13 protein-coding genes are annotated in these 20937 nt (G+C 66.6%); 6 read left to right on the forward strand and 7 right to left on the reverse strand.

What is annotated here, in order from left to right; all coding sequences use genetic code 11:
- Positions 1-33: 33 nt before the first annotated feature.
- The 3 genes from ASC81_RS17790 to ASC81_RS17800 form a co-directional block, all read right to left on the reverse strand.
- The gene (locus ASC81_RS17790; protein ID WP_056269812.1) at positions 34-1248 is read right to left on the reverse strand and encodes a glycoside hydrolase family 27 protein; all 1215 of its coding nucleotides are present in this window, start codon (positions 1246-1248) and stop codon (positions 34-36) included.
- Between the two features lie 24 nt (positions 1249-1272).
- Positions 1273-2736 (reverse strand): MFS transporter, encoded by a 1464-nt coding sequence (locus ASC81_RS17795; protein WP_156392215.1) that lies wholly within the window; start codon positions 2734-2736, stop codon positions 1273-1275.
- Between the two features lie 89 nt (positions 2737-2825).
- Positions 2826-3869 carry a LacI family DNA-binding transcriptional regulator gene (locus ASC81_RS17800; protein WP_056269818.1) on the reverse strand — a complete coding sequence of 348 codons (1044 nt, stop codon included), beginning with the start codon at positions 3867-3869 and terminating at the stop codon, positions 2826-2828.
- 245 nt (positions 3870-4114) lie between these two features.
- Here ASC81_RS17800 and ASC81_RS17805 point away from each other — a divergent pair, with 245 nt between their 5' ends.
- Positions 4115-5437, forward strand: a complete 1323-nt coding sequence (locus ASC81_RS17805; RefSeq protein WP_369820864.1) for a GH1 family beta-glucosidase — start codon at positions 4115-4117, stop codon at positions 5435-5437.
- 3 nt (positions 5438-5440) lie between these two features.
- Here ASC81_RS17805 and ASC81_RS17810 read toward each other — a convergent pair whose 3' ends face one another.
- From ASC81_RS17810 to ASC81_RS17825, 4 genes are all read right to left on the reverse strand, one after another.
- Positions 5441-6973: a tryptophan halogenase family protein gene (locus ASC81_RS17810; RefSeq protein ID WP_056269823.1), complete on the reverse strand. Its 1533-nt coding sequence runs from the start codon at positions 6971-6973 to the stop codon at positions 5441-5443.
- Entirely contained in the window at positions 6973-8526 is a 1554-nt protein-coding gene (locus ASC81_RS17815; protein ID WP_235533697.1) for a tryptophan halogenase family protein, read from the reverse strand. Before ASC81_RS17815 ends, ASC81_RS17810 begins: the two co-directional genes overlap by 1 nt.
- Before the next feature lie 97 nt (positions 8527-8623).
- Positions 8624-11803: a TonB-dependent receptor gene (locus ASC81_RS17820; RefSeq protein WP_235533698.1), complete on the reverse strand. Its 3180-nt coding sequence runs from the start codon at positions 11801-11803 to the stop codon at positions 8624-8626.
- 142 nt (positions 11804-11945) lie between these two features.
- Complete coding sequence (locus ASC81_RS17825; RefSeq protein ID WP_056269830.1) at positions 11946-14426, reverse strand: glycoside hydrolase family 2 protein; 2481 nt, start codon at positions 14424-14426, stop codon at positions 11946-11948.
- 199 nt (positions 14427-14625) lie between these two features.
- On the opposite strand from ASC81_RS17825, the gene ASC81_RS17830 reads away from it, so the two are divergent.
- From ASC81_RS17830 to ASC81_RS17850, 5 genes are all read left to right on the forward strand, one after another.
- The gene (locus ASC81_RS17830; protein WP_056269833.1) at positions 14626-15849 is read left to right on the forward strand and encodes an extracellular solute-binding protein; all 1224 of its coding nucleotides are present in this window, start codon (positions 14626-14628) and stop codon (positions 15847-15849) included.
- Entirely contained in the window at positions 15846-16730 is an 885-nt protein-coding gene (locus ASC81_RS17835; RefSeq protein WP_056269837.1) for a carbohydrate ABC transporter permease, read from the forward strand. The genes ASC81_RS17830 and ASC81_RS17835 overlap by 4 nt, the downstream gene beginning before the upstream one ends.
- Positions 16727-17605, forward strand: coding sequence for a carbohydrate ABC transporter permease (locus ASC81_RS17840; protein WP_056269840.1), 879 nt, complete (start codon positions 16727-16729; stop codon positions 17603-17605). Before ASC81_RS17835 ends, ASC81_RS17840 begins: the two co-directional genes overlap by 4 nt.
- 85 nt (positions 17606-17690) lie before the next feature.
- Positions 17691-19772: a GDSL-type esterase/lipase family protein gene (locus ASC81_RS17845; protein WP_162245921.1), complete on the forward strand. Its 2082-nt coding sequence runs from the start codon at positions 17691-17693 to the stop codon at positions 19770-19772.
- Positions 19769-20929 carry a glycoside hydrolase family 5 protein gene (locus ASC81_RS17850; protein WP_056269845.1) on the forward strand — a complete coding sequence of 387 codons (1161 nt, stop codon included), beginning with the start codon at positions 19769-19771 and terminating at the stop codon, positions 20927-20929. Before ASC81_RS17845 ends, ASC81_RS17850 begins: the two co-directional genes overlap by 4 nt.
- Positions 20930-20937: the final 8 nt, after the last annotated feature.

A 20937-nucleotide genomic window follows, 5' to 3' on the forward strand; every position in this document is an offset into this window, starting at 1 on the left:
CCGAGCGGCTTTTTCATGACCGCTGGCAGCGCATCAAGGCGTCGGCGTGATCCGGAACATCAGCACGCCATGCGGCGCCACGCGGCCGCCGAACTCGCCGGCGACGCCGCGCGTCTTCTTGCCGGACCACAGGTCATGGACCTCGGCCTTCAGCTTGGCGGGCAGGTCCAGTTGGTCCCAGCTGACCTTCATATCCGCCGGCTTTTCACCGCGGTTGAACAGCACGACCGCGCGGTCGCCGCCCGCCAGCGTGCGCACCCAGATCTCCAGGTCACCCTGGCGCCAGATGCGGCGGCCCTGGCGGCCCAGCGGGTCCTGGTCGACCTTGATGATCTCGGCATTGGTCAGGATGCGCTTGGTGTCGGCGTTCATCTTGCTCATGTCGTTGCCGGCGATCAGCGGCGCGGCAAGCATGGCCCAGATGGAGAAGTGGCTCTCGTACTCGGTCGTCGTCATGCCGCCGTTGCCGATCTCCAGCATGTCGGGGTCATTCCAGCCGTTCGGGGCGGATTCGCTCCACAGGTCGGCGTTCATGTCGATGATGTCGAGCATGCCGTGCGACCACTCCTTCTTGCCCTTCCAGGCGTCCCAGATGTCGCCCGTGGTGCGCCACAGGTGGCCGACCGGGTGAGCCCAGCGGCCCGGGCGGCTGTTGCCCCATTCGCAGATGGAGAAGACGATGTCGCGGCCGGATTCGCGCAGGGCCTTGGCCATGATGGTGTAGGCCGCCTCGGGGTTGCGCGGGCCGGTGTAGCACCAGTCGTACTTCAGGTAGTCCACGCCCCACTTGGCGTACTGGCGCGCGTCCTGGAACTCATGGCCAGCGCTGCCGGGGCGTCCGCCGCACGTCAACGCGCCGGCGTCGGAGTAGAGGCCGAACTTCAGGCCCTTGCTGTGCACGTAGTCGGCCAGCGCCTTGATGCCGCTGGGGAAGCGCTCGGGGTCCGCCTGGATATTGCCGTCCGCGTCGCGGCTCTTCTGCCAGCAGTCGTCAATGACGATGTACTGGTAGCCGGCGGCCTTCATGCCGGACGAGACCATCGCGTCGGCCTGTTCGCGGATCAGCTTCTCGCTGACGTCGCACTTGAACTTGTTCCAGGAGTTCCAGCCCATCGGCGGCGTGGGCGCGAGGTTGGGCTTGGGGGCGTCGAGCTTGAGGGTTTCGTGGCCGATCTGCGCCTGCGCGGCCGTGGCGGCGGCGCAGGTCAACACGGCCAGCAACGCATGGCGCAGCCAGGGTGAGGTCATGGAGAACTCCGTTGGGGGGTGGGACTAAACGGTGCCGCGGCGGGCTTCCAGCTCGATGCGGATCTCGTGCATGCGCTGCTCGGTCAGGAAGTAGCGCGACACCACGACCAGCGCGATCAGCAGGCCGATGATGGGGATGCCCGAGAGGCAGACACGGATCAGGAAGATGGCGTCTTCACCCTGCACGGGCAGCTTGGCGTTGAAGCCCGTGAAGGCCAGCACCCAGCCCGAGGCGCTATTGCCCAGCGCCAGGCCGACCTTGCTGATCCACGAGCCGCAGGCCGCGAACGAGCCCTCGCGGCGCTGGCCGCTGGAGAGTTCGTCGTGGTCGATGACGTCGGCCATGGCGGAGCCGTAGATCGTCCAGAAGCCCGCGCCGATGAAGGCCACGCCGCCGCTGGCGAACAACTGCAGCCAGGGCAGCTGCGGGTTGTAGAAGAACCAGTCGCCGATGAATGCGGCGATGCCCAGCCAGAGCACGGTCATCAGCGCATTGCGCTTGCCCCAGCGCTTGGCCACCCAGCCCGCGAAGGCGATGCCGACGAGGCCACTGACCAGCCCGGCCACGCCCATCAGGGAGTTCCACTTCGTGGCCGCCACGACGTCGCCGCCGCAGACGTAGTAGACGGTCGCGTAGTAGCCCAACAGCCCGACCATGGCGGTGGCCATGTTGTAGGTGAGCATGGTGCCCAACATCAGCCGGAAGGGCTTGTTCTTCAGCGTGCGGTACAGGGTGTCCTTGAACGGCACCCGCTGGCGGCTCTGGGCGACGAAGCTCTCGTAATAGCGCTCTCGCGTCAGCGAGAAGATGACGATGGCCAGGACCACCAGGATGCCGCCCAGGATGGCGGTGTAGACCTGGGCACCCAGCAGGATGTCGGGCTTGCCGCTGGCGTCGTGGAAGAAGTAGAGCGTCGTGAACTGCGCGGCGACGAACATGCCCAGCTCAGGAATCTTCTGGATCGCGTTCTTGATGGACATCACGCGCGTGCGCTCGTGGTAGCCCGGCGTCAGCTCGGCACCCAGGCTGTTCCAGGGCATCGCGAAGCAGCTCATGACCGGCGCGTAAAGGCAGGTCGAGACGAGGAGGAAGATGAAGTACTCGGTGTCCGTCCAGCCGCGGCCGACGGCGAACAGCAGCGGCAGGCCGATGCCCGTCAGGATGCCGCCGACGAGGATGAAGGGGCGACGGCGCCCCCAGCGGCTGCGGGTGTTGTCGGAGATCCAGCCGAACATCGCGTCGGACACCGCGTCCGCAAAGATCTTGATGCCCATGGCCATCGAGATCAGCTGCGGCGCCACGCCCAGGCCGATGTTGAAGACGTGGAAGACCAGGGACTGGTAGAGCCAGTGGCCCCACATGTCGTGGAAGGAGCCGAGGCCGAAGCCGACTTTCTGCGACGTCGGCACGCGGTCATTGGCCACCGGCGCGGGCGCCGCTGCAGGGCGCATCAAGGGCGCGGCGGCCCCAGCGGAATCGGCAAGCACGTCTGTCTCCTTGGCCGCCTGAGGCAGCACTTTTTAGTAAACAGACGAATTTTTGTTCGACTCACGCGCGAACAAAAGCGGTGAAACACCTAGGCCGGCTGGCGCTTCGGCTTGCGCGTTAGGGCTGGGGCGACCACTGGCGGGCGTGCGGCCATCGAGCTTTCTCGCACGACGAGCTCCACGGGCAGCGAGGCGTCGTTGGGTGCGATATCGCCTTCGATCAGGGCGCGCGCGGCCACGTTGCCGAGGGCTTCCTTGTCCATCTTCACGGTGGAGAGCGGCGGCTTGTTGCGTGCGGCAGCCTCGATGTCGTCGTAGCCGATGAAGCGGATGTCCTCGGGCACGCGCAGCCCCATCTCGTGGCAGAGCTCGATCGCAAAGATGGCCGTCGAGTCGTTGTAGGCGAAGACGGCATCGGGCCGTTGGGGCAATGCCAGCAGGCGACGCATCGCGTCGCGGCCCGCCTCGCGGTAGTCCAGCGCCGGGTCCAGGGTGACCTCATAGTCGGGGTCGAACAGGCGGCCCGCCTCGAACAGCGCGCGGCGGAAACCCTTGGCGCGCAGTGAGGTGGAGTAGTGCGCCAGCGGCCCGAAGATGGCCGCGATGCGCTGAGAGTCTCCGTCCAGCAGATGCCGCGTTGCCAGCCAGGCGCCCTGCAGGTTGTCATCGTTGACGCAGCGCACGCCGGGGTGGAAGTGGTCCACCAGCACCAGCGGCAGCTCGCAGCGACGCACGGCCTCCATGGCTTCCGGGTCGAAGTACCCCGCCCCCAGCAGTGCGTCCGCCTCGTGGCGGCGGACCTGGCCGGCGATATCGTCACCCGCCACCACCGACATGATGCTCAGCGGTACGCCGGCCTCGCGGCAGGCTGTCTCGGCGCCGTGCAGCACATAGGAATAGAACGGGTTGTTGGCCAGCGAGCCGAGGTGGCGGCTGTAGATGAAGAGCATGCGGCGCGGCTTGCCGGTGCGCAGTTTGGCCGTGTCATAACCCATCTTCTGCGCGACACCGAGCACCTGGCTGCGAGTCTGCTCCGACAAGCCCGGCTGGCCCTTCAGCGCGCGGGACACCGTCCCGATGGACACGCCGGCGGCCTCGGCCAACTCGCGAATCGTCACTCCCTTGTCGGCCATGGCCCGAACTCCAGCTGTTGTTTAGCGCTGCACATCGGCGGCGATTGTGTCATCGGCGCTCGAGTACGCCCTGTGCATCGGCGTCCCGCCGACCCCGGGGCAAAACCTAGGCTCAACATTGTTCACTAAACATTTGTTGTTGCATAGAATATTCCGTTACCCAACCCTAGCCGCCGCGCGATATGGACCTGAACTCGCCTCCCAACTCCCTGGCCGACCTCGTCGCCCCGCCCGCTGGCTCACCGATGCGCCGCCGAGATTTCGTCTTCGGCGCGGGCACCTCGTCCTACCAGATCGAAGGCGCCGCCCACGCGGACGGCCGGCTCGAATCCATCTGGGACCGCTTCTGCGCCACGCCCGGCAAGGTGCTGCGCGGCGAGAACGGTGATGTGGCCTGCGACCACTACAACCGGCTGGACGAAGACCTGGACATCCTGAAGCGCCTGGGCGTGGACGCCTACCGCTTCTCCATCGCCTGGCCTCGCGTCATGGACGAGGCCGGCAAGCCCAACGCGCGCGGCATCGACTTCTACAAGCGCCTGCTGGACGGCTTGGGCGCGCGCGGCATCAAGGCCTTCGTGACGCTCTATCACTGGGACCTGCCGCAGTATCTGGAAGACCGCGGCGGCTGGCTGAACCGCGACACGGCTTATCGCTTCGCCGAGTACGCGGACCTGATGAGCCGCGAGCTCGCCGGCCATGGCGACGTGGCCGCCTGGACGACGCACAACGAGCCCTGGTGCTCGGCCTACCTGGGCTATGGCGATGGCCACCACGCGCCTGGCCTGAAGAACAACCGTTGGGCCGCGCAGGCCATGCACCACCTGCTGCTGGGCCACGGCCTGGCGCTGCCCATCCTGCGCGCCAACGCGCCGCAGGCGCTGCACGGCATCGTCATCAACTGCGCGCCGGGCTATGCCGACAAGGACACGGCCGAGGACCGCGACGCTGCGTCTCTGTTCGAGACCTACCAGAACCGCTGGGTGCTCGACCCGCTGCTCAAAGGCGAGTACCCCGCAGACCTGTGGCGGCTGTGGAAGGGTTGCGAGCCGCTGGTGCTGGACGGCGACATGGACATCATCAAGCGTCCCATCGACTACCTCGGCATCAATTACTACAGCCGCGCCGTGCTGGCGTCCAAGGGGCCGGACACCATCGACTGGGTGCGCCACCCCGAGGTGGAGCGCACGACGATGGACTGGGAGGTCTACCCGCAAGGCCTGCAGGACCTGTTTGAGGCGTTCAAGCGCGACTACGCCAACCTGCCGCCGCTCTACGTCACGGAGAACGGCATGTCGAGCCATGACACCGTCGAAGGCGGCGAGGTCAACGATCTGCAGCGCCAGGCCTATCTGAAGGGCCACTTCGCGGCCTGCTCGCGGGCGATGGACAACGGCGTGGACGTGCGCGGCTACTTCGTCTGGTCGCTGATGGACAACTTCGAATGGGCCTTCGGTTACGAGCGCCGCTTCGGCCTCGTGCATGTGGACTTCGAGACGCAGCAGCGCACGCTCAAGCGCAGCGCGCTCGCCTATGCGGATTTCCTGAAAGAGCGCGCAGCCGGCTGAAGCTCAGCGAGTGCCGACCAGGCGGCCCAGATAGGCCGCGTGGTCGGGCATGTCATCCACCGTCTTGGAGATGGCCATGTGCAGCCGCTTGAAGTGCTCCCGCAGTGTCGCCTCGTCCACCTGCGCCAAAAGCGGGTGCAAGGCTTCGGGCCTCATGCCCAGGCCGAGGTAGAGCGAGTACCACGAGTCCTCGCCGAAGCTGTCCCGGTCGAGGACGACGACGCGGCCGTTGCGACGGAAGTTGTCCATCTGGTGCGCCAGCGTGTCCGGGATGGGCATGGCCTTGCAGTAGCGCCAGAACTCGCTGTCGTCGCGCGCCGTCTCCTTGTAGTGCAGGATGATGAAGTCGCGGATGGACTCGTACTGCCGCGTCATGCGGCGGTTGTATTCATCGACCAGATGCGGCTCGCAACTGCGGTCGGGGAACAACTCCACCAACGCACTGACACCATGGATGACGAGGGACAGGCTGGTCGATTCCAGCGGCTCCAGGAAGCCTGAGGCCAGGCCCACGGCCACGACGTTCTTCTCCCAGATGCGCTTGCGCATGCCGGTCTTGAAGCGCAGCTGCCGCGGCTCGCCCTGGGGTGCGCCGTCAAGGTTGCTCATCAGCACGCGCCCGGCTTCCTCGTCGCTGGTGTAGCCGCTGCAATAGACATGGCCGTTGCCCGTTCGGTGCTGTAGCGGTATACGCCATTGCCAGCCCGCGCTGCGCGCCGTGGACGTCGTGTACGGCGTGAGCGGCACGACCTTGTCACAGGGCGCGGCCTGGGCGCTGTCGCAGGGCAGCCAGTGCGTCCAGTCGTCGTAGCCGGCCTTCATCACACCTTCAATCAGCAGCGCACGAAAGCCTGAACAGTCGATGAACAGGTCGCCCTCGATGCGCCGGCCATCAGCCAGGGTCACGGCGGTGACAAAGCCATCGCCGGGGCGCAGCGACACATCGACGATGGTGCCCTCCTCGCGCTTGACGCCGCGCGCCAATGCGTAGTCGCGCAGGAAGTTCGCGTACAGACCGGCGTCGAAGTGGAAGGCGTAGGAATACGAGTTGGCCGCCGACGGCGGGCCGCCTTCGGGCGGCACGAAACGATTGCGCTGCGCCATCACGCTGGCGGTCGACCAGTCCTCGTAGCTGGGCATGCCGCCCGTGCGGTTCAGCCGCATCCAGTGCGCCACTGACGAGCGGTTCACGATGGGCGGGCCGAAGCCGCCGAAGCCGTGGAAGAAGCGGTTGCCGATGTGGCCCCAGTCCTTGAACTCGATGCCGAGCTTGAAGCTAGCCTGGGTCTTGCGCATGAACTCGGCGTTGTCGAGCTCCAGCGCGTCGTTGTAGTAGCGGATGCTGGGCAGCGTGGCCTCACCGACACCGACGGTGCCGATGTCCGCCGACTCAACCAGCACGATTTCGCAGCCGACGGGGTTGGCCGGGCCGCCCGGCTGCGTGCCGAACATCTGGCTGAGCGGCGCGGCGGTCATCCAGCCGGCGCTGCCCCCGCCCACGATGACGATGCGGCGAATGGCCTGTTCGTTGCTCATCACTTGGTCATCTCCATCGCAGGAGCCTTGACATGCTTGTTGATGAAAGCGCCGTGGTCAGGCATGCCCTCCACGGTCTTGGCGATGGCTGTGCGCAGGCGCTCGAAGTGGCCGCGAAGCGCGTGCTCGTCGACCTGCCCGAGCAGCGGGTCGTGGCGCTCCGGCGAGAGCCCCAGGCCGAGGAACAGCGACACCCAGGAGGGCTCGGCAAAGCTGTCGGGGTCCAGGATGGCAACGCGGCCGCTGCGGCGAAAGACCTCGATCTGGTGCGTCAAGTCGTCGGGGATGGGCATGGCCGCGCAGTAGCGCCAGAACTCGCTGTCATCGCGCTTCGTGAGCTTGTAGTGCAGCACGATGAAGTCGCGGATGGACTCGTACTGCCGGGTCATGCGGCGGTTGTACTCGGCCGCGAGATGAGCATCGCAGCGGCGGTCCGGCAACAACTCGATCAGGCGGCCGATGCCGTCCATGATGAGCTGGATGCTGGTGGATTCCAGCGGCTCCAGAAAGCCCGACGAAAGGCCGATGGCGACGACGTTCCTGTCCCAGGCCTTCTTGCGCATGCCGGTCTTGAAACGCAGCTGGCGCGGGTTGCCCTGCGCGGCGCCGTCCAGGTTGCGCATCAGCACCTCGCCGGCCTCCTCGTCGCTGACGTAGCCGCTGCAGTAGACATGCCCGTTGCCAGTGCGGTGCTGCAGCGGGATGCGCCACTGCCAGCCGGCGCTGCGTGCGGTGGACGTGGTGTAGGGCGTCAACGGCTCGACGCGGGCGCAAGGCACTGCCTGAGCGCTGTCACAGGGCAGCCAGTGACTCCAGTCCTCATAACCCGCCTTGCACACGCCTTCGATCAGCAGCGCGCGGAAGCCCGAGCAGTCGATGAACAGGTCGCCCTCGATGCGCCGGCCGTCGGCCAGTGTTACGGCGGTCACGAAGCCGTCGCCGGGGCGCAGCGACACGTCGACGATGGTGCCCTCCTCGCGCTTGACACCCCGCGCCATCGCATAGTCGCGCAGGAAGGCCGCATACAGGCCGGCGTCGAAATGGAAGGCGAAGGAGTACGCATTGGCGGCCGACGCCACGTCCCCGTCCGGCGGGACGAAACGGTTGCGCATCGCCATCACCGTGGCGGTGGACAGGTCTTCGTAGCCCATCCCGCCAGCCTGGCCATGCACACGCAACCAGTGGGAAACGGAGGAGCGATTCAGGATGGCCGGCCCGAACTCGCCAAAGCCGTGGAAGAAGCGGTTGCCGAGGTGGCCCCAGTCCTTGAATTCGATGCCGAGCTTGAAGCTCGCCTGCGTCTTGCGCATGAACTCCGCGTTGTCGAGCTTGAGCGAGTTGTTGTAGTAGCGGATGGTGGGCAGCGTGGCCTCGCCGACACCGACCGTGCCGATCTCGGGTGACTCGATCAGCACGACCTCGCAAGTCGCGGCGTGGTCGCCGCCGCCCATCAGCTGACCCAGCGGCGCAGCAGTCATCCACCCTGCGGTGCCGCCGCCGACGATGACGATGCGGCGCAGCGGTCCGCCGTCAGGCATGCGTTGTTTCTCCATCGGACGCCCTCTCGTTGTCAACGGGACAGTAACCCAAAAAAAAGGCCTGGCGCCGCAGCGCCAGGCCTGTGTGGAACCGGGACAAACCCGGTTTCGATCAGAAGTTCAGACGTGCGGACACCGAGTAGCGCGGGCCCGAAACGAACCAGCTCCGACCCGTGAAGCCGATGTGCTGCTGCATCAACTGTTTGTAGATCGCGTCGGTCAGGTTCTGACCTTCGAACGCGAACGTCAGGTTGTTGTTGAACCTGTACTGCACGCCGAGGTCGAGCTGGCCGAAGTCATCCGTCCAGATCGGCAGGCCGAGCGGCATGTTGTTGCGTCCGTACTGCGGGCTTTGCGGATTGGCATTCAGGCCGTTGGTCTGGTTCGGGCCGGTGTTGTCCGGGAAGGCCACGCCGTTCATGTACTTGCCACGCCAGGCATAGGCAATGCGCGCCGAGATCGGGCCGTGGTCGTACAGGATCGCCAGGTTGGCGGCCTTGCGCGACAGGTTGGGCAGCGGGTGGTCACCGTAGGACTGGCCGTTGGTGTCGCAACCGTTGACGAACAGGCTCAGATTCCGGCCGTCACTGGCGCTGCTGCACCACTCGTTGCCACCGACGGCGTTGTAGCGCTTCTGCTTGCTGTCAACGTAGGTCACGTTGGCCTGCACACCCAAGCCAGCGAGCAAACCAGGCAGTCCGTTGAAGTAGTGCTGAACTGCAAGCTCCACGCCGCGCGCCCAACCCTTGGCACCGTTCACCTGCGTCGAATAAGCGAACTCGTACGGCTTGCCTGTGTTGTCAACCTCCGTCAGGATGCCCACCTGATTGACGATCACGTCCTTCAGGCGCTTGTTGAACACAGCCATCGTGACCGAGCTTGCCTTGTCGAGATACCACTCGGCCGACACGTCGAACTGATCCGACTTGACCGGCTTCAACATCGGGTTGCCCAAGGCCTGACCGCGGTTGCGCAGATCGTCCACATAGTTGGTACGCACCTCCGGCGTCACCGTCCGATCAACGATCGTACGAACGGTGGCGCTGCCAGCATCCAAGATCACGTTGGGCTGCAGTGCGCTGAGGTCGGGGCGTGCGACCGCCTTCGCATACGCGAATCGCAACTGCATCTTGTCGTTGAACTTCCAACGCAGATTCAGGCTAGGCAGAACGTCGGTGTAGCTGTTCTTGATCTCAATTGGCCGCCGGTAGCCGGTGAACACAGGAATCGGACCTCCGATCAATGGGCCGGTCACCGCATCGGTATCGTCATAGTTCAGCGACTGGTAGCCGGTCGAGTTGTAGTTGGTGTTGACGACACGAAGACCCACGTTGCCGTCGACAGGCACGTTCCACTCGTCGAACCCGAAACGCAGCTGCGCATACGCAGCCTTTGTGGTTTCGTGCTGCTCGTTGTCGCGCGCCGAGACCGTGCCGGGAGCGACCGGGGTGAACGCCGGGGCACAACTGTTGCCGGGATTGCCGCCCTTCGAGATCTTCTCGGCCTTGTACTCCTCGCACAGCGTGGTGTAGTAGCTGTGCAGTTCAGAGTAGGAGGTGGGGTAGTTCGCGGCCACCGCCATCGTCGGCAGCACAAGCGCTGCGACGTTGTTCTTGCCGTTCATGAAGTTGTTGAACGGCTTGACCTGCGTTTGACCGCCGAAGCGCGACAGGTAGGCCAGGCTCTTGATCGGGTGCCAGTCCCAATTCTGGCCAATGGCGCCCTGGTCGAACTCTGCGGATTGCCAAGTCTGCGTGACCGCCTGCCAGTTGTACCAGCGGGGCGATTGATTGCTCACGTCACGGTCGGTGAGTCGCAGGCCGAAGCGCAAGTCTTGGAGCACCGGGTGGTCAAAGTTGTACCTGACGTCACCCTTCCACGCCTTTTGCTTGGCTTTGCTCTCTGACAGCCTCTCCATGGTGAAGCCCCAGTAGTACTTGGACGGGTCGGCCAGGTAAGCCTGGTCCGCAGCATCCAAAACCAGGCGCGGCAATTCGCCGGTCAAGTCCAAGGTTTCCTTGGGCATGTTGATAGCGGTCGCCACGGTCGAGTCGAAGGTGCCGCTCCTGGACTCAATGAACTGGAAGTCGTTGGCGATCCGCCAATTGGAACTCGGCGTCCAAACCAGATTGAAGGTCGTTTCCTTCGTGTCCGAACTGCTTGTGGAAAAGCGCGTGTTCGCATTGAAGGGAATGCCGCCCTTCGCAGGATCCCTGAGCGTGCCCGTCAGCAGTGCACCGTTGCTGCCCCAAGTCGCATTCGACACGGTCGACGAATACGGATCTGCCTGGCTGGCGATGGAGCTTTCATCCCAGTAGAAGTCGTACTTGGAACGGAAATGGGTCAGTGCCGCCTGCAGTGTGTCCTTCTTCCATTGCGCTGCCACATACGTGCCCTTGCGCGAGCGGTCGAACGCAAGCGTCTGCCAACCCAACGCCTTGGGGAACCAATGGTTTTCAGCGGTAGGGAGGTAGTAGGCGTTGTTGGTATCGCTGTCCTTGTTCCAGCGAGCGACTTCCCGGAAGTACGGATCCGCGGACATGCCGTCGGTGCGGGTCGAGCTCTTGGAATTGGCCATGTGGACCAGCAGGCCGACCTTGCCGATGTCGGTGTTCCAAGTGTTGGACAGCAGGCCCGAAACGGTCGGCTTCTGGTCGTCGCGCAGCACGTTCTTCGTGAGCGACACGCCCAGCCCGGCCTTGAAGCCGTTGTAGTCAAACGGCAGCGCGGTGCGCAGGTTCACGAGGCCACCGATGGCGCCCTCGATCTGTTCGGCGGACGGGTTCTTGTAGACGTCGACGCCAGCCATCAGCTCGGGCGGCACGTCCTCGAAACTCAGACCACGGCCGCCGTTTGCGGAAAAGCTTTCACGGCTGTTCAACTGGGACGACACATAGGTCAGGCCGCGGATTAGCACGCCCGAACCTTCGACCGAGAAGCGAGCCGGGTCGCCGCGGGCCATCACACGGTCCATCGTCACGCCGACGATGCGTTGCAGCACCTCGCTGACGGAGCGGTCGGGCAGCTTGCCGATGTCGTCCGCCACGACCGAGTCAACGATCTCGTCGGACTCCTGTTTGAGCTTCTGGGCCGACTGCAGTGCGGCCCGCTGGCCCGACACCACGACCGTCTCCAACTGCTGTGACTTGGCCGGTGCAGACGCTGCCGCAGCGGGCGCCTGCTGTGCCATCGCCGGCATGGCCAAGACCATCAAGGCCTGGGCTGCCGCCAATGACAAGGTTGTCTGTTTGAAATGTCTCATCCTGGTTTGCTCCTCTTTGGTGGGAAACATTCGACCCTTGCGGGCTCATGTCGCGGTTGCAGGCACATGACCTCAACCTGTTTTGGTAACGGTAACAACTATCAAGCCCCGACCACATCGGGAAATCAACTACAGGGGATTCACTCATTCCGCCTGGGGTTGCACTCCTCTATCAAAACAAGTCGATCCGTCGCGTGGCGTGGTCCACGGCAACGCATTCCAAGGCGCTTGGTAGCGCTATCTGTGATTTGATGCCGCGCGGCGCACCGGGCATCAGGTCGATGAAGTTGTCCGAGAGCGCCAAGCCGTTGCCCGAGAGCCACAAGCCTTTCACGGGCCTGTCGCAGCTGAGCTGCAGCTCCTGCCCTTGGACGGTGATCTCGATGCGCGCACCACCCAGCCGGTAGAACTTGAACGGCTCCGTCCAGGCGCAGTCGCGCGCGAGCTCGGCACCTTCGGCGTCGACCGCGCACAGTTCGGCCACCACCGGTTCAGCGAAAGCAGGCAACGGCTGCGTGGCCTCGACACAGCAGGCGGCCGGCACGCCTTGCGGCAACTGCGCCGCGGCCAGCTGGCGGCCATCCATCGCGAACAAGCGCAGCCGCAGCGTGACCGCCATGTCCGCCATGCCGCCGTTCATGACCGCGAGCCGCGCACCACCCTCTTCCAGCCGCACGGCAACCGCCAGCTTGCTGAGCGCGCGGCGAACTGCATGCCAAGCCGGCTTCACCGTGCCGCTCGAATCGATCAGTGCCCAGCTCGTCACCGGCCAGCAGTCATTGAGCTGCCAAACCAGCGCGCCACCCACCGCGCGGGCGCCCGGCTGCTGCCAGCGACGGCGGAAGTCCTGGTAGGCCACGCGCATGGCCTCGGCCTGCACGAACTGCGTGGCGTAGACGTGATCCGCCAGCGTGCTCCCCACCCGCAGGTTGTCGGCCAGGTAGACGGACAAACGGCGGTGGCCGTCCGGCCCGGCCGCGGAGCCGGCCTTGTTGTGCCACTGCACCGTGCGGCTCTCCGGAAAGCGCTCTTCCTCAGGCAGCACCGATTCGAACAATGCCAGCGAGGGATGCGACTGCATGCCGAACTCGCTGACGAAGCGGGCCTGCACATCGCCATAGCGCTGATAGGGCAGCATCTGCTGGTGCCATACCTCCCAGCTGTGGCGGTCGCCCACCGTGGCGTCGGACGACTTGGCATCGCCGGGTGTGAATGGGCTGCCGGGCCAGTAGATGCCGTCCGGATCCAGCGCTGCGCACACCTCGGGCAGCAGCCGCTCGTAGATCGCCCGCGCCTCGAAGCGTTCAGCTGGCACGCCCGGGCCGGCCAGGCCGAGCGACTCGGCAATCATGTAGTCCTCGTTGTTGCCGCACCAGAGCGCCAGGCAGGCGTGATGGCGCAGCCGCTTCACCGCGGCTTCAGCCTCGGCCCGCACGCTGGCGAGGAAGGCCTCGTTGGCCGGGTAGATGCCGCAGGCGAACATGAAGTCCTGCCACACCAGGATGCCTTGCTCGTCACAGGCCTCGTAGAAGGCTTCGTGCTCGTAGATGCCGCCGCCCCAGACTCGCAGCATGTTCATGTTGGCCGCAGCCGCCTGACCGACTCGCTCGCGATAGCGGGCGGGCGAGATGCGCTCCAACAGGTTGTCGTCGGGAATCCAGTTGGCGCCGCCTGCAAAAAGATCCTGCCCGTTGACCTGCAAGTGAAAGCTGCTGCCGGCCTCGCCGTCCACCGGCGCCTGCACCAGGCGGACGGTACGCAGGCCGATGCGGCGGCTGTCCCGGGCCAGCTCACGCTCGCCATCCAGCACGCGCGCCACCAGCGTGTAAAGCGGCTGGCCGCCCAGGTCGCGCGGCCACCAAAGCTGGGCGTCGGCCAGGTTCAAGGTCGCCCGGGCGACGCCGGCCGGCACGGTCTGCGCCGCGACGCTGCGGCCATCCGGGCCGAGCAGCTCGAAGGCGCAGAGCAGCCCGGCGCCGGCACCGTGCAAGCGTGCCGAGACTTCCAGCGTCGCCTGCCGGCCGGCCAAATCCACGTCGCTGCGGCACTGCAGCTCGTCGATACGCGCCGCCCAGCTGTGCCGCCGCACCGGTCGCCAGGGGCCACTGACCAGCAGCTCGGGGCCCCAGTCCCAGCCGAAGTGGTACTGCGCCTTGCGCGCATGCAGCCGGGCGCTGTCACCGTTCCAGAGCTGGCGCTTGCCGTGCACCGCTTCCACCTCGCGGGCGCTGGCGAGCGGCGGCTCGAAGCACAGCAGCAATTCGTTGCGGCCCGCCCGCAGGTGCCGGCGCACATCCACACGGTGCGGCACGAACATGTTGTCCGATGCAAACAGCCGCTCGCCGTTCAGCCACACGGTGCAATAGGTGTCCAGGCCTTCAAAGACCAGCTCCTCGTGCGGCGCCAGCTCGCCTTCGACGTCGAAGCCCAGGCGCCAGATCCAGCGGCGCTCGCCCACCCAGCGCACATCGGCCTCGTTGCGGCCGTAGAAGGGGTCGGGAATGCGGCCGGTGGCCAGCAGCGCGCCATGGGCCGTGCCGGGCACGGCGGCAGGCAACCACTCGGCCGCGTCAAGGGCGGCCAGGGCCGCGCCGGCGGGCACTTCCGCCACTTGCCAGCCTTCATGGAGATCGATCAGGTGTTCGGAGATCACTGCGCTCAAGGTCCTCGCGCCGCCGCACTGCATGGGCGCTAAACATTAATTTGTTGCGCATTCTGTTTCTCTTAAGAAATCCCGGCGATCAGGGATAGCACCGATTAAATAAGGGGGCGTGTCACTATTGCGCGTCCCTTGGCTTGCGGATAATCAATTTCGTTTACTAAACGATTGACGTATTGCCGCCGTTCGAGCCGTGCCTCACACCCTTGCCAAGCTCGCCATCTCGCTATGCCTGACCGTCGGCTGCGGTCAGGCGCTGGCCGCCCGCCTGGTCATCTGGATGGTGGGCGACGACAAGACGCCACGCGTGATGCAGCCAGCCGTCGAGGCGTACCGCGCCCGCCACCCCGGCGTGGTCATCGAAGTGCGGGACGTGCCCTGGGCCGACGCGATGACCAAATACTCCGCGGCGCTGGCCAGCAAGCGGGGCCCCGATCTCGTCACCGGCAGCACGTCCTACGCCATCGCGCTCGGTGCCAAGGGCGCACTGGTCGACCTGAACGAGGCCGCGCCCGATCTCGCCCAGCAGTTGGAGCAACACGCCAACCCCGGCGCGCTGCGGGCCATCCGCAGTGCTGACGGCCGGCTCTATGGCGCACCCTTCGACATGCACGTGCAGCTGCAGTACTACCGCAGCGATCTGGCTGCGAACGCGCCTGCCGATTGGGAGGGTTTCATGGGCTCGGCCCGCGCTTTGCGCACGCAAGGCCACGGGTTTGCGCAGCAGTGGGGCAACACAAGCTGGCTGGGCTTCTATCCTTATCTGCGCCAAGCCGGCGGTGCGGTCTATGACGCGACTTGTAGCCGCGCCGTCATCGACACTCCGGAAGCGACGCGCGCGCTGACCTACTACGCCCGTCTGTACCGCGAGCTCAAGGCGCCCACCGATGGCTGGCCCGACGCCGACGGCGGCCTGGCGAGTGGCGCCTACGGCCTGATGCAGTCGGGCACCTGGCTGCTGTCGCGCATGGACATGGTGCACAAATCGCTGGTGGGCAAGTGGGCCGCCGCGCCGCTGCCGACCGGCCCAACGGGCAAGCGCACGGCGGTGCTGGGGGGCACGGTGCTGGCCATCACGCGCTTCTCGCCTAACCGCGCCCTCGCGCTCGACTTCATGCGCACCGTCTACCAGCCCGAGGTCACGCGGCGCATGGCCGAGGCGGCGCTGCAGCACGGCGGCATGTGGCTGCCCTCGGGCCGGCAGGACCAGATCGCCAGCCTGCCCCTGCCCTTTCGCGAGGCGCTGCTCACCCAATTGGCCGACGCCGAGGGCCCGCCGCCCTGCCCGGCCTGGATGCGGCAGGACTACATCGTCACGCGCGCCGTGCAGCGCGTCGTGCTCGCGGGTGGCGATGCGCAGACCGAGCTTAGCCGCGCCGCTGCCGTGATGAATCGCGCGCTGGGGGTCTCCCGATGATCTGGCGCCGCCACGGCCGCGACATCCTGCTGGTCGCTCCCTTCTTCGCCCTCTTCGGCCTCTTTGTCGCCTGGCCTGTACTGCGGTCGGCCTGGCTGAGCTTCACCGACTACCACGCCACCGACGAGCCGGTCTTCGTGGGCTTGCGCAACTACGCCGAACTTTTCGCCGACGAGCGCTTCTGGACCGCGCTGGGCAACACCACCGCCTACATGGCCTCGGTGTCGATCATCGCAGTGCTGCTTGGCTTGGTGCTGGCGCTGAACTTCGGCAGCAACTCGCGCCTGCACCAATGGGTACGTGTGGCGTTCTTCCTGCCTGCCGTCGCCGGCGGCGTGGGTGCCATCTCGGCCTGGAAGTGGCTGGCCAACTCCGAAGCCTATGGTCTCTTCAACAGCATCCGCGCCGCATTCGGCCTGGACCCGGCGCGCTTCCTCGGCGACCCGCAATGGACGCTGCCGATGCTGGTGCTCGTCGGCGTGTGGTCGGTGCTCGGCTACAACCTCGTCATCTTCGTGGCCGGGCTGCGCGCCATTCCCGAAGAGCTGTACCAGGCCGCGCGCCTGGATGGCGCCTCGCCCTGGCAGCAACTGCAGCACATCACGCTGCCCAACCTGCGGCCGACGCTGGTCTACGTCAGCGTGACCGGCATGGTGGCCAGCTTCCAGGTTTTCTACGAGCCGTATTTGCTCTACGGCGCGGTCGATACGCTGGGCGGCCCGCTGGACTCGGCGTTGATGCTGGTCACCTACCTCTTCGACCGCGGCTTCCGACACCTCGACCTGGGCCTGGCTTCGGCCGCCGCCTGGGTGCTCACGACCATCCTGTTCGGCCTGACCTGGCTGAACCTGAAGTTCATCGGCAGGGAGGGCATGCGATGAAGTGGGCCGCATGGCTGCGCGCGCCGCTGTGGCTGCTGGTGCCGGCCATGCTGCTGCCCTATTACTGGATGGCAGTCGGCGCCTTCAAGACAGTGGCCGAGCTGCTGCGCCAGCCGCCCACGCTGTGGCCGGCCGCGCCCACCTGGCGCAATTTCTTCAACCCCGACTGGGCCGGCACCACGGCCGACCCCGACAAGCTTGCCGGCATCCTGCAGGTCAGCGTCGAAGGTCATGGCTTCCTGCGCTTCTATGCCAACAGCCTGCTCGTCACCGTCGTCGTCACGGTGGTCAGCTTGCTGGCCGCGTCGCTGGTCGCCTTCGTGCTGACCAAGAAGCCCTTTCCCGGCAGCCGCTGGCTGTTCCGCGCGCTGCTCGTGTCCATGATGCTGCCATGGGAAGTCACCATCGTGCCCAACTTCGTCACGGTGGCGCAGCTAGGCTGGATCAACTCCTACGCCGCGCTGCTGGTGCCCGGTCTTGCCAAGGCCTTCGTCGTCTTTTATTTCCGCCAGGTCATGCTCAGCGTGCCCGACGAACTCGTCAGCGCCGCGACGCTGGACGGCGCCGGCACGCTGCGCATCTGGTGGAGCGTCGTGCTGCCCATGCTGCGGCCGGCGCTGGCGGCCATCGCCATTCCGGTGGCGGTGGGTGAATGGAACAACTTCCTGTGGCCGCTGCTCGTCGTCAACGACGCAGCCACGCTGACCCTGCCGTTGCAGCTGGGCAAGATGGCCGGCGACCTGAGCTTCAACCCGCAGTCGGCCGCCGTGCTGATGGCCGGCTCGCTGCTCGCATCGCTGCCGGCCATCGTGCTGTTCCTGGTCTTCCAGAAGCAGTTCGTCGCCGGCCTGCAGGCCGGCGCCACAAAAGGTTGACATGAACTGGTTGAAAGGATTTGCGTTGTCTTTGTCTTTGATGTTGCCGGCAACCGGACAGGCCGATGCGCGACTGCAGCGCGTCATGCAACGACTGGAGGCCGGTGAGGCGATCACCGTTGCCGGCATCGGCGGCTCGATCACCACGGGCTACGCCGCCCAGCCGCCGCGGGAACGCGGCTGGGCCGCGCTGCTGGCCAAGTCGCTCGGCCCCAAGGTGAGGCTGGTCAACGCAGGCGTCAGTGGCACCGACTCTGCAGCCGCGGTTCAGAGGCTGCAGGCGCACGTGCTGGACAAGTCGCCCGACCTGGTCATCGTCGAGTTCGGCGTCAACGACCAATGGCTGGACGCAACCGTGCGCAGCAGCAGCTTTGAGGCCATCCTGCGCCGCCTACTGACGGCGAAGAAGCCACCCGCCGTCGTCGTGCTGGGCCTGACCCAGCAAGGCAACCAGGCGCGTGACGCGGTCGATTTGCAGCTCAAGCTCGCCGCGCACTACGGCCTGTCGGCGCTGGACTTCGGCCGCTGGATGCAGGCCCGCGTCGATGCGGGCGAAGACCGCTGGGCGTCGCTCTACGACGAGCCTGTGCACCCCAATGCGACTGGTCACCAGCGCATCGCACTGGCCCTGGCCGAGATGCTGCGCGCCGCTGCCCGTGCGACGACCGCCGCAACCGCGGCGCTGCCGGAACCGCTGAACGGCCACGCCCATGAATTCACGCGCCTGCTGGGGGGGGACACGCTCAAGCCCTATCAGTCGCACGGCTTCGAGCGCGGCGGCGAGGTCCATCCCGAGTGGGTTGGCCAGCAGCCCGGCTGGGTGACGAAAGCCGACAGCGCCGAAGCCCGCTTCCTCGTCTACGGCAGCGAGGTCGCCGTCTTCCATGCCGAAAGCGAGCACTACCGCAACCTTGAAGCCCGCGTGGACGACGGCCCCTGGGTCACCTTGCAAGGCCATGTGCCCGAGCGCAAGGGCTATCTCGGCTGGCACTACCGCGTCGTCGGCCGCGACCTCGAACCTACCGCGCACCTGCTGCAGGTGCGCATGAAGCAGGACGAGTGGGCCGGCAGCGGCCGCACAGCCAGCCTGCTGGCCGTCATGTCGGCCGGCCTGTATCCGCGCGAGCTGCGTCCCAGCGACTTCGTGCGCGAGGCGCCCACCAACCGCATGGGCCTCATCCCTGCCGACGATCCCAGGCTGCGCTGGGTGGGCCGCGTCGGCAGCGGTGCGCTGCCCGCGTCCAAGCTGCTGGCCTGGAGCGGCAGTGAACTCCGTGCGCGCTTTACCGGCCGCGAGCTGAGCCTGGAGTTCTCGTCCACGCACTGGGGCACCAGCCACTTCAGTGTCGAGATCGATGGCCGCGTGCGCCCGCTGGCGGTGCCGGGCCAGGCATTGACTGTGTGGCGGCTGCGCGAGCCGCTGGCCGATGGCGAGCACACGCTGCGCCTCATCAAGCGCACCGAAGGCTCGATGGCCGAGGTGTCCTTGCACGGCCTGCGCCTGGCCGAGGACGCAAGGCTGCTCGACCCGCCGCTGGCCCGCCCGCTGAAGCTGGCCTTCTACGGCGACTCCATCACCGCGGGAGCATGCAACGGCGATGTCGGCGACGACCAGTACGACGACCTCTACCCCCACGACGGCACGCGTGCCTATGGCGCGGTGACCGCCGAGCGCCTAGGCGCGGACTATGTTGGCATCGCCGTCAGCGGCATCGGCATCACGGCCACCTGGCATGACCTGCTGATGCCCGACGTGTGGACGCGAGTCGCGCCGCGCAAGGACGCGGCCATCGCGCCACCCGACCCGCGCGCACCGGATGTCGTGCTGCTCAACCTGGGACAGAACGACCACGGCTTTCCGGCGTCCAAGGGTCAGCCCATCGCGGCCGACTTCGGCGCGCGCTACCTCGCCTTCGTGCGTCAGCTCCGCGGCCGCTATCCCAACGCCAGGCTCGTGCTGCTGATGGGCGGCATGTCCGCGCCCCGCGAGCAGCCTGCCATCCCGCGCGCCGTGACCGGCGCGGTACAGGCGCTGCGTGACGAGGGCGACGCCAAGGTGTGGAGTTACCGCTTCGAGGCTTTTGCGTGGGCCCATCCGCGCATCGACGTGCATGCCCAGATGGCCGATGAGCTGACGCGCTTCCTGAAAGACGAGGTACTCAAATGAAGCTTTCCGGCCTTGGCCGCCTGCGCATGCTGTTCAACCCTGCGCTGCTGGTTTCGCTGCTCGCCGCATGTGGCGGTGGCGGCGGTGGCGCGACCGCCGCCACCGCGCCCGCTGCCGCCGACCCCTGGGCCGCCTACCCGACCATGCCGGCTGGCACGCTCCCGGGCGCCTCGGCCCAGGCTCGCGCGGCCGCTGCGGCGCTGGCGGGCGGCATCAACTTCGGCAACATGCTGGAGGCACCCACCGAGGGCGCCTGGGGCCTGCGGGTGGAGGACGAATTCATCGCGCTCGTCGGCCAGGGCGGCAGCGCCGCCGCGGGCCACGTCATCAAGGCGGTGCGCTTGCCGGTGCGCTGGAGCAACCACGCCAGCCCCGACGCCGCCGCCACCATCGATGCAGCCTTCATGAGCCGGGTCGAGAGTATCGTCAACCGCCTGTTGGCGCGCGGTGTCACCGTGGTGCTGAACATGCACCACTACCACCAGCTCGACGGCGACGCCGCCGAGGCGGGCGAGGCCAGCGTCGCTGGCGACGTAGTGCAGTTGCGCTTCCTGGCGATGTGGCGGCAGATCGCCGAGCGCTTCGCGGCCGCGGGGCCCGGCCTGGTGTTCGAGCTCTACAACGAGCCGCACAACAAGCTCGAAGCTGACTGGAACACCTTGGCCTCGCGCGCTCTTCGCGTGGTGCGGGCCAGCAACCCCAGCCGCGTCGTCATGATCGGCCCGGTGCAGTGGAACAGCCCGTGGGCGCTGTCCAGGCTGCAACTGCCGGCCGACGCCAACCTGCTGCTGACCGTCCACCACTACGAGCCCTTCGCCTTCACGCACCAGGGCGCCGAATGGGTCAACCCGTCGCCGCCGGTTGGCGTGGACTGCTGCGACGCGACCCAACTGGCCAAGATCCGCGAAGGCCTGGACCTCGCCGCCAACGAGGCCAAGCGCCTGGGCTACCCAGTCGTGGTCGGCGAGTTCGGCGCCTACAGCCGCGCAGCGCCGGCGGCCCGCGTGCGTTATCTGCAGACCATGCGTGCCGAGATGGCCAGCCGCCAGCTGTCCTGGATGTACTGGGAGCTGGCCTCGGGCTTCGGCCTCTATGACCCTCAGGCCCATGCCTGGCGGACCGACCTCGTGCGGGCGCTGTACGGCGCCACGCCCTGACCCCTTTT

It is taken from the genome of Pelomonas sp. Root405, assembly GCF_001425165.1.
Classification (GTDB): domain Bacteria; phylum Pseudomonadota; class Gammaproteobacteria; order Burkholderiales; family Burkholderiaceae_C; genus Pelomonas.

Excerpts from the sequence above, each read along its gene's own strand:
- ASC81_RS17810 (WP_056269823.1), bottom strand. The coding sequence starts at position 6,973 with ATGAGCAACGAACAGGCCATTCGCCGCATCGTCATCGTGGGCGGGGGC.
- ASC81_RS17800 (WP_056269818.1), bottom strand. The coding sequence starts at position 3,869 with ATGGCCGACAAGGGAGTGACGATTCGCGAGTTGGCCGAGGCCGCCGGC.
- ASC81_RS17840 (WP_056269840.1), top strand. The coding sequence starts at position 16,727 with ATGAAGTGGGCCGCATGGCTGCGCGCGCCGCTGTGGCTGCTGGTGCCG.
- ASC81_RS17790 (WP_056269812.1), bottom strand. The coding sequence starts at position 1,248 with ATGACCTCACCCTGGCTGCGCCATGCGTTGCTGGCCGTGTTGACCTGC.
- ASC81_RS17850 (WP_056269845.1), top strand. The coding sequence starts at position 19,769 with ATGAAGCTTTCCGGCCTTGGCCGCCTGCGCATGCTGTTCAACCCTGCG.
- ASC81_RS17820 (WP_235533698.1), bottom strand. The coding sequence starts at position 11,803 with ATGTTTCCCACCAAAGAGGAGCAAACCAGGATGAGACATTTCAAACAG.
- ASC81_RS17845 (WP_162245921.1), top strand. The coding sequence starts at position 17,691 with ATGCAACGACTGGAGGCCGGTGAGGCGATCACCGTTGCCGGCATCGGC.
- ASC81_RS17835 (WP_056269837.1), top strand. The coding sequence starts at position 15,846 with ATGATCTGGCGCCGCCACGGCCGCGACATCCTGCTGGTCGCTCCCTTC.
- ASC81_RS17805 (WP_369820864.1), top strand. The coding sequence starts at position 4,115 with ATGCGCCGCCGAGATTTCGTCTTCGGCGCGGGCACCTCGTCCTACCAG.
- ASC81_RS17815 (WP_235533697.1), bottom strand. The coding sequence starts at position 8,526 with ATGGAGAAACAACGCATGCCTGACGGCGGACCGCTGCGCCGCATCGTC.